Source organism: Nonomuraea pusilla (assembly GCF_900109355.1).
GTDB classification, from domain to species: Bacteria; Actinomycetota; Actinomycetes; order Streptosporangiales; family Streptosporangiaceae; genus Nonomuraea; species Nonomuraea pusilla.
This window is the reverse complement of the sequence record NZ_FOBF01000007.1, coordinates 380376-387131: the sequence shown is the minus strand read 5'-3', so window position 1 is coordinate 387131 and position 6756 is coordinate 380376. Positions and strand designations below refer to the sequence as shown.

Sequence of the window (6756 nt, the reverse complement as noted above, 5' to 3'; positions counted from 1 at the left end):
GTGGGCATGGCCGGGCACTCGATCGGCGGCGCGAGCACGTCGTGGACCATGGTGAAGGACCGGCGGGTGCGGGCGGGGGTCAACATGGACGGCACGTCCTTCGTGCCCGTCCCTGAGCAGGGACTGAAGCGGCCGTTCATGCTGATGGGCGCGGGCGACGAGCACGAGCCGGGCGGCAAGGACACCACCTGGGGCCGCGACTGGGCCCGCATGACCGGCTGGAAGCGCTGGATCACGCTGGAGGGCGGCGACCACGGCTCCTTCACCGACTACGCGATGATGACCAAGCAGTCGGCCAGGGAGCTGGAGGTCACCCGGGCCTACGTGGCCGCCTTCATGGACCGGCACCTGCGCGGGGACGACGAGCAGCTGCTGGACGGCCCCTCCGAGACCTACCCCGAGGTGAAGTTCTGGAAGTGACGCCCGCCGGACGCCGAGGCGGGCGGGACGGCTGCCCGCGCTGACGTCCGGGGGCCAGGGCCGCCACGCGCCACGCGGCCCTGGCGCCGCCACCGCACGCATGCCGCGCTTTTGTCCCTTTGTGTATGTTGTGGCGATTCACGGGTGATTGTCGCACCGCGAAGAGGCGGCCTCCGGTGGGCGGTGCATAAAGCCCTTTCGGGGCGCCTGGCGCGCGGTGAATATGGCGATATCGCCCTTTATTTTGTGATGAGCGGTAGAGGTCCGGCACCTGTGTCGCCCACTGGGCCTGAGCTCGGAAGCGGCGCAGAGTCGAGGCTGCGCCTAGCTGGCGGATCATCGTCAATGGCGAAATGTCGGAAATAGAATTTCATGTGTGGCGGTAGCCATCCTTTTACGATGTCTCATTTGTCATATGGGGTGGCTGCTCGCGGAGTTGGGTACCCATTAGCGTATGATCACGAAGGTCCGGCGAATTGTCGCTCTCGTTGCTGGAGCAGGCGCGCCACTTCTCACCGCCCTCCCCGCAGCCGCCAACGCCCCGATCGCCCCCTTGCATCCCGGTGATCGCGGCGAGACGGTGACACGCCTCCAACGATGGCTGAACCACGACGGCTACTACTGGGGGAAGATCAACGGCAGGTACGACGAGCAGACCAGGTTCGCGGTGTGGGCCCTGCAGAAACGGGCGCGCCTGCAGGTGAAGGGCGAGGTGGGGCGCGCCGAGTGGCGGGCGCTCGACCGGCGGCTGAGCGTGCGCCCGCTCGTGCCGGGAGGCCCGCCCGACCGGGTGGAGATCAGCCTCGGCCGCCAGCTCCTCACGCTCTACAGGGACAACCGGCCGGTGCTCGTCTCGCACATCTCGACCGGCGCGGGCGTGCGCTACTGCAAGGACGGCCGCTGCGGCACGGCGATCACGCCCGTGGGCGACTTCCGCGTGGCCAGCCGCGCGCCCGGCTGGACGACGGGCCGCCTCGGGTCGATGTACAACTCGCTGTACTTCGTGGGCGGCATCGCCATGCACGGCTCGACCAAGGTGCCACTGCATCCCGCCTCCCACGGCTGCGTACGGCTGCCGCTGTCGACGTCCGAGCGGCTCTTCCAGCTCGTGCAGGTCGGCGAGCCGGTGTACGTGCGCTCGAAGGGCTGACGGGCCACGAAGGGCCCAGAGCGATTGCTGTGCCAGAAGTGACGGATATTTCACGGAAAGTCGCCACCTCTGGGCGTATTCTGCCCATATGCGTGATTTGGGATGGATGGTGGGCATCCCCGTCCGGGACGAGGCGGTCTGAGCCGTGCCGGGAGAGGTCACTCCCCTGACCGGCGACGTGAACGGCTCGTACCGCCTGGACGAGCTGCTCCTCGAGGCCATCGAGACCACCGGCGCGCACGTCGGCGCCGTGTACCTGCTCGACGAGAGCGGGCAGGTCCTGCAGATGACCACCCAGACGGGGCTCCCCGAGCCCATCGCCAACGGCTGGGCCAGGCTCAGGGTGACCGGTCCCGTCCCCGTGGCGCTGGCCGTCCGCGAGCGGCGGCTGGTGTGGCTCGCCGACCAGGAGGACCTCGCCCGCAGGTTCCCCGCCACGGCGCTCGCCTTCCCGTACCGCTTCGCGGTCGGCGCGGCGCCCCTCCACGACGGCGGCGACTGGGGCGCGCTCATGCTCCTGTGGCCGCCCGGCCACGCGTCGCGCCTGACCGCGCGCAAACTCGACGCCATCCACGGCGTGTGCGGGCGCATGGCGGAGCTGCTGCGCGGCGCCGCCGAGCGCGGCCACCCCGTGCGCCCGGCGCCGCAGCCCCGCACGCTGACGCCCGTCCGGGCGAGGAAGACCGACCCGCGCACGGAGACGGCCGCGCTCGACTGCCTCAGCAGGCTCCCCGAGGGGTACGTCGCGCTGGACGTGGAGGGCCGCGTCACCCTCGTGACGCCGCCCGCGGCGCAGCTGCTCGGCACGACGGGGACGCACCTGCTCGGCACACGCCCGTGGGAGGCGCTGCCCTGGCTGGACGACCCCGCCTTCGAGGACCGCTACCGCGCGGCCGTGATCGGACACCAGGTCACCTTCTTCACGGCCAGGCGGCCCACCGGCCAGTGGCTGGCGTTCCAGCTCTACCCGGGCCTGGCCGGTCTCAGCGTGCGCATCACCCCGAGCACGATGGCCCGCGACCCCGGCCACCTCATGCCCGACCCGCCGGCCGCCGTGGTGCGGCCCGACCGCGTGATCGCGCTGCACGACATGCTGCACCTCGCCACCTCGCTCGCGCGGGCGGTCACCGAGCAGGAGGTCATCGACCTCGTCGCCGACCAGGTGATGCCCGTCTACAACGTGCAGGCCCTCGCGATCCTGACGACCCAGAACGGCCGCATGCGGGTGGCCGCGTCGCGCGGGTACAGCCGCCGGGCCCTGGATGAGTTCGACGGCCTGCCCTTCCAGGCGCCCTCGCCCGCCGGGCATCCGCTCACCGCCGGCAGGCCGGCCTTCTTCTCCACCTGGCACGAGCTGCGCGAGACCTACCCCAACGCCATCCGCTCCGACGGCATGTCGGCGTGGGCGTTCCTGCCGCTCGTCACGACCGGGCGGCCGCTCGGCATGTGCGTGCTCGCCTACGACCGCCCGCACTCCTTCAGCGTGGACGAGCGGGCCACGCTCACCTCGCTCGCCGGGCTGGTCGCCCAGGCGTTCGAACGCGCCCGGCTCTACGACGTCAAGCACCAGCTCGCCCAGTGCCTGCAGTCGAGCCTGCTGCCCCGTACGCTGCCGCGCGTCCCCGGCCTGGACGTGGCCGCGCGCTACCTGCCCGCCACGCCCGGCATGGACATCGGCGGCGACTTCTACGACCTCATCCGCCTCGGCGACAGCATGGCCGCCGCCGTGATCGGCGACGTGCAGGGCCACGACGTGACCGCCGCCGCCCTCATGGGCCAGGTGCGCACCGCCATCCACGCCCAGGCCACGGCGGGCGCGGCCCCCGGCGACGTGCTGGCCCACACCAACCGGCTGCTCATGGACCTGTCGCCCGACCGGTTCACGAGCTGCCTGTACATCAGCCTCGACCTGCGGGGGCGGCTGGCCTGCCTGGCGAGCGCGGGCCACCCGCCGCCGCTGCTGCACGTCCCTGACGCGCCGACGCAGGTCGTGGACACCGCCCCCGGGCTGCTGCTCGGCATCGACCGCGACGCGGAGTACTCGACGCTGGAGGTGCCGATGCCGCCGGGCTCGGTGCTCGCGCTGTACACCGACGGGCTCGTCGAGGCGCCCGGGAGGCCGATCGGTGAGGCGATCAGCGAGCTGGCCCGGCGTTTCTCCCCGTCGCCCGACCAGCCGCTGCACGACCTTGCCGACGCGCTGATCGACCCCGTCGCCGCCGTGGAGCACCGCAAGGACGACACGGCGATGCTCCTGCTGCGCGTCATGGAGGGCGCCGGCCGGCCGTAGCAGGTCACGGGTTCGGCGGCAGGCCGGGGAGGTCGCTCTGGGCGAAGGTGATGACGATGTCCCTGCCGTTGGCGTAGCTGACCACGGGACGCCGCAGCCTCTCGCCCGCCCGGCGGGCCGCCGCCTGGAACAGCTCCACCATCTCCGGCGTGTCGGCCGTCACCCTGAACCGGCCGCCGGTGGCGAGATGGTGGGTGACGAGCTCGGCGAAGCCCGCCTCGGCCCTGGCTCTCTCGTCGGGGTCGAGAGGCGTGCGCCGCACCGCGGGCCGGGTGCCGGAAGTCTGGTTCATCGCTGCTCTCCTCGTGATCGCCGTCGGTCCAGCATGCCACCGCTCGCCGGACCGACGGCGCCGGTACCGCCCGATGCGGGCCGATAACGGGTGGACGCGGAAGGGGCGGCTCGCTAGCCTGGCCGCGTGTCCAGTCCCGAGGCGTCAAGACGCTAGCCACCGGCCGTCCGGTGGCTTCCTCGCGCCGTCGCCTCCGTCCCCGCCGCCCGTCCAGGGCGCGGGCACGGTGTGCTGCCGCCGCTGCCGGATCGCCGTTCCGCGGGCTGTCTTCCGAGCCGCGCGTCGCCCTGCGCTGACGCCGGCGGCTCCCCGCGCGGTGGCCGACCCCGCACGCCTCCCGCCGCATCCGTTCCCGTGCGGTTGTCCTGGTGTGTCCGGGCTGGTGGGTCCTTCCTGGCGTACGCCGGGTCGCCGCCGCGCGTCCTGTTCACGACGCGGTTGCGGAGTTCGCTGTGCCTTTCGCTCTCTACCTCCTCGCCCTGGCGGTCTTCGCCCAGGGCACCTCTGAGTTCATGCTCGCCGGGCTCGGCCCGGACATCGCGTCCGACCTGGGCGTGTCCGTGCCCGCGGCGGGGTCGCTGACCTCGGCGTTCGCGCTCGGAATGATCGTTGGCGCGCCGCTCATGGCGGTGCTCGGCATGCGCTGGCCGGAACGCCGCGCGCTGCTCACGTTCCTGGCCGTCTTCATGGCCGTCCACGTGGCGGGGGCGGTCACCACGGACTTCGCGGTGCTGGTGGCCACCCGGGTCGCCGCCGCGCTGGCCAACGCCGGGTTCCTCGCGGTGGCCCTGACGGCCGCGGCCGGCATGGCGCCCGCCGGCGCCAAGGGGCGCGCCACCTCGGTCCTGCTCGGCGGGGTCACGGCCGCCTGCGTCGCCGGGGTGCCCGCCGGGGCGCAGCTCGGCCAGGTCCTCGGCTGGCGCTCGGCCTTCTGGGCGGTCGCGGCGCTGTGCGTCCCGGCCCTGGCGGCGATCGTCCGCTCCGTTCCGGCGGCGCCCCGGCCGGCCGGCGCGGGCGGCGGGGTCGCCGGCGAGCTGCGCGCGCTGCGTGACAGGCGGCTTCAGGTGACGCTGCTGCTGGGGGCGCTGGTCAACGCCGCCACGTTCTGCGCGTTCACCTACCTCGCGTCGGTCGTCACGCGGGTCGCCGGGATCGGCGCCGGCTGGGTGCCGGTCATGCTGGCGCTGTTCGGCGTGGGCTCGTTCCTCGGCGTGACCATCGGCGGGCGACTGGCCGACGCCGGTCCAGGGCCGCTGCGGGCCGCCGCGGGACTGGCCCTGCTCGGCGGGTGGCTGGCGTTCGCGCTCGCGGCGGGCGACCCGGTGGCGGCGACGGCGCTGGTCCTCGTGCAGGGGACGCTCTCGTTCGCCGTCGGCTCGGCGCTCATCGCGCAGGCCCTGTACGCCGCCACCGCCGCCCCGTCGCTCGGCGGAGCGTTCGCCACGGCCGCGTTCAACGTCGGCGCGGCGGCCGGGCCGTGGCTCGGCGGCCTGGCGATCGGCGCGGGACACGGCTTCCGCGCGCCGCTCTGGGTGAGCGCCGCGCTGGTCGCGCTCGCCCTCGCCACCGCCTGGACGGCGCGGGCGTACGACCGCCGCCGCGTCGGCTGACCCGGCCCGGGGCGCGGGCGCCGGAGCTCCTGGCCAGGTGGTTGGAGGGCACCGGCAGGGGTAGGCGGCGGGGCATGGTGTCCATGAGGAAACTGGTCCTGACGGGCGTCGCGGCGGGCGGCCTGGAGCTGGCCCGCCGCTTCCTGCGCGGGCGCATGAAGGCCCGCCGCGGCCCGTCCGAATGGTTCGCCGTCACCGTCGCCCTCGACTCGGGCGAGCTGAGCGGCCCCGACCGGCCGCCCGAGCTGGCCTGGCTGGCCGAACGGCACGAGGTGCGCGTGCGGCCCGCGCCGGGCGGACGCGGCAGCGAGATCGCCCTGCGCCGCCCCTCGGGGCGCGACCGCGAGCTGCTGCGCGGGCTGAAGCAGCGCCTGGAGACCGGCGAGGCGCTGCGCGGCGAAGGGCAGCCCGAGGGTCGCGCGAGCGGACGGCTGCGTGCGGGCGGTCTTCCGGGCTTGAGGCCGCTCGCCCGCCGGTCAGGGGCGGGGCCCGCCGGTCAGAGGTAGGGGCCGCCGCTCGGGGGCTTGGGGCGCTCCGACGGCGGCACCACCTCGTACCGCAGCCCGAGCTGCTGCTGCCTGGCGGCCGCCTGCTGGAGCTGCAGCCCCACCTGGATGCCCTGGAAGACGCCCTCCAGCCAGCCGACGAGCTGGCTCTGCAGGACGCGGATCTCCATCTCCGTGGGCAGGCCGTCGCCGGGGGCCGGGCGCAGCCGGTCCAGCTCGTCGCGCAGCTCGGGCGCGACGGACTGGGCGATCTCCGCGACCGCCCGCTCGTACATGCCGAGCAGCCGCTCCCTGGCCCCCAGGTCCAGGTGGATCTGCTTGGCCTCCTGGAGCAGGGCACGGGCCATGGAGCTGACCCGCATGAGCCGGGCGGGCTCCTCGACGCGGTCCATGTCCTTCTGCACGGACGCGCGCAGGTCGGCGTCCGAGGGGCGGGGGCGCCGGTCGCCGGGCATCGATGTCATGTCGCCGTCCCTTCCGCTCTCGCC

General features: G+C 73.9%; 6 protein-coding genes and 1 pseudogene. 5 read left to right on the top strand and 2 right to left on the bottom strand.

The features are described from left to right. From BMX74_RS44145 to BMX74_RS18090, 3 genes are all read left to right on the top strand, one after another. On the top strand, window positions 1-420 hold a 420-nt coding region (locus BMX74_RS44145), incomplete at its 5' end, for an alpha/beta hydrolase (protein ID WP_475717160.1). 580 nt (window positions 421-1000) lie between these two features. Beyond that, window positions 1001-1570: a L,D-transpeptidase family protein gene (locus tag BMX74_RS18095; RefSeq protein ID WP_055502702.1), complete on the top strand. Its 570-nt coding sequence runs from the start codon at window positions 1001-1003 to the stop codon at window positions 1568-1570. 145 nt (window positions 1571-1715) lie between these two features. Next, the gene (locus BMX74_RS18090) at window positions 1716-3860 is read left to right on the top strand and encodes a SpoIIE family protein phosphatase (RefSeq protein ID WP_256257008.1); all 2145 of its coding nucleotides are present in this window, start codon (window positions 1716-1718) and stop codon (window positions 3858-3860) included. 4 nt (window positions 3861-3864) lie between these two features. On the opposite strand, the gene BMX74_RS18085 is transcribed toward BMX74_RS18090, so the two are convergent. Next, window positions 3865-4152 (bottom strand): hypothetical protein, encoded by a 288-nt coding sequence (locus BMX74_RS18085; RefSeq protein WP_091101606.1) that lies wholly within the window; start codon window positions 4150-4152, stop codon window positions 3865-3867. Between the two features lie 452 nt (window positions 4153-4604). Between BMX74_RS18085 and BMX74_RS18080 the strand changes: the two are divergent. Then, window positions 4605-5826 (top strand): annotated as a pseudogene (locus BMX74_RS18080) (Cmx/CmrA family chloramphenicol efflux MFS transporter). Between the two features lie 19 nt (window positions 5827-5845). Beyond that, window positions 5846-6268: a hypothetical protein gene (locus BMX74_RS18075; RefSeq protein ID WP_143078687.1), complete on the top strand. Its 423-nt coding sequence runs from the start codon at window positions 5846-5848 to the stop codon at window positions 6266-6268. On the opposite strand, the gene BMX74_RS18070 is transcribed toward BMX74_RS18075, so the two are convergent. Further along, window positions 6259-6732 carry a proteasome activator gene (locus tag BMX74_RS18070; RefSeq protein WP_082534806.1) on the bottom strand — a complete coding sequence of 158 codons (474 nt, stop codon included), beginning with the start codon at window positions 6730-6732 and terminating at the stop codon, window positions 6259-6261. The genes BMX74_RS18075 and BMX74_RS18070 overlap by 10 nt on opposite strands. Between the last annotated feature and the right edge of the window lie 24 nt (window positions 6733-6756).